Annotated in this window: 3 protein-coding genes; all 3 read right to left on the reverse strand. The window is 74.4% G+C overall.

Features of this window, described 5'->3' with window-relative positions; all coding sequences use genetic code 11:
- Nucleotides 1-601, reverse strand: a 601-nt coding sequence (locus J1M64_RS10570) for a siderophore-interacting protein (RefSeq protein WP_206474159.1), incomplete at its 3' end; no start/stop codon positions are given.
- Nucleotides 598-1,434 (reverse strand): ABC transporter ATP-binding protein, encoded by an 837-nt coding sequence (locus J1M64_RS10575; protein ID WP_206474168.1) that lies wholly within the window; start codon nucleotides 1,432-1,434, stop codon nucleotides 598-600. The genes J1M64_RS10570 and J1M64_RS10575, both read right to left, overlap by 4 nt.
- Before the next feature lie 44 nt (nucleotides 1,435-1,478).
- On the reverse strand, nucleotides 1,479-1,780 hold a 302-nt coding region (locus J1M64_RS10580; RefSeq protein WP_206474160.1), incomplete at its 5' end, for an iron chelate uptake ABC transporter family permease subunit.

Here is a 1,780-nt window from a genome sequence, read left to right on the forward strand (position 1 = left end):
CGCCCGACACAGACCCGCCCGCCACCGAGCCAGCCGTGGCCTGCTCCGCGGCGAGTTCCCCTGCCAGTTCCTCGGCGATCGCCAGCAGCGCCGGCGCGGCGGTCTCGTCACCGGCGCACACGACCCGCTCGGACTGCCCGGGCGCCCAGGCGGCCCACGGCGCGTGCCCGCGCCCGGGCCCGGCGATGTGCACGATGTCGCCCGGCCGTACGGAGCGCGCCCAGGCGGATCCCGGCCCCTCGTCGCCACCGGGGTGGACCACCATGTCCACCGTCAGTGCGGGAACGTGTTCCCCGTCCAGTTCGACGGTGTCCGCGCGGCGGACGGTGTAGGTGCGCATCCAGCCGCGTTCGGCCTCTGGCAGTGCGAGCCAGTCGCGGATCGCGTGGGCATCGGGGATCGCGCCGCCACCGCCCGGCGGGGGCACGATGACCTTGATGTAGGCATCACGGACGGTGCCCGGGTCCACCACGTCGGCGGACCACCGCAGCAGGTCGGGCCCGGCCACCACGAGGCGGACGAACGACTCCCCCAGCGGGCGGGAGTCGATGACGCGGGTCTGCGAGACGACGATCGGTGCCTCTACGGCTACAGCGGTCATGTTGTCCCCTTCCGTCGTCCCCGTGGCAGCACCACGGGGTGGCCGGTGGCCGGATCGGTGATGATGTCGGCGTCCAGGTCGAACACGCGACGCAAGGTCTCCTGGGTGATCACCTGGTCTGGCGGGCCCGCGGCGACCACGCCGCCCTCGGCGACCGCCACCAGGTGATCGGCCACCCGCGCGGCCAGGCTGAGTTCGTGCAGCACCGCCACCACGGTGCGGCGGCCGGTGGCGTGGTCGCGGTGACCGGCGGGCAGCGGCAGGTCGCGTACGAGATCGAGGACGTCGAGCTGGTGCGCCAGGTCGAGGAAAGAACACGGTTCGTCGAGCAGGAGGGTGGGTGTGGCCTGGGCCAGCACGAGTGCGACCCAGACGCGTTGCCGTTGGCCGCCGGACAGCTCATCGACCCGCCGGTGGGCGAATTCGGCGGTGCCGGTCATCGCCAACGCCTCGGCCACGGCCGTGTCGTCGTCGTCGCCCCCTCCCCACCACCGACGGTGCGGGTGCCGGCCGCGCGCGACGAGCTCGGCCACGGTGAGACCCTCCGGCACCAGCGGGGACTGCGGCAGGAACGCCACGGACCGCGCGTGCGCGCGGGCCCCGACCTCGGACAACAGGTGCCCGTCGGTCTCGATCGACCCGGACAGCGGACGCAGCTGGCGCCCCAGGGCCCGCAGGATCGTGGACTTGCCACAGCCGTTGGCACCGATGAGCACGGTGGTCCGTCCGGCGGGGAGATCCAGGTCGAGGTCGCGGATGACGGGCTCGGCTCCGTATCCCAGGGTCAGGCCGCGCAGGCGGAAGGCCGGGTCGGGTTCGGGGCCGAGGTCCATGGGCAGGGCCGGGGTCACGGACGCGACGGGCGCGGGGATGCTCATCAGGCCACCTTTCTCGAACGCAGGAGGATCCACAGCATGGCGGGGGCGCCCAGTGCGCCGGTCACCACGCCGGTGGGCAGGTCGACGGTGCCCAACGCCTCTGAGGCCACGATGTCCGCGGCCACGACGATCACGGCGCCGGTCAACGCCGCCGCCCCGATGCGCGGGCGTCCGCGGCCGAGCGCGGCGGCGACGGGAGTGGACAGCAGGGCGACGAAGGCGAGCGGGCCGGCCACCGCCGTCGCGGCGGCGGCGAGCAGGCTCCCCACCCCCAGCGCGGCAGCACGGGTGGGGACCGGGC

Source organism: Dietzia sp. KRD202, assembly GCF_017168155.1.
In the GTDB taxonomy this organism is placed as follows: domain Bacteria; phylum Actinomycetota; class Actinomycetes; order Mycobacteriales; family Mycobacteriaceae; genus Dietzia; species Dietzia kunjamensis.

What these genes read in the sequence shown, in the direction of transcription:
- J1M64_RS10575 (WP_206474168.1), bottom strand. Translation starts at nt 1,434, where the DNA reads ATGGACCTCGGCCCCGAACCCGACCCGGCCTTCCGCCTGCGCGGCCTG.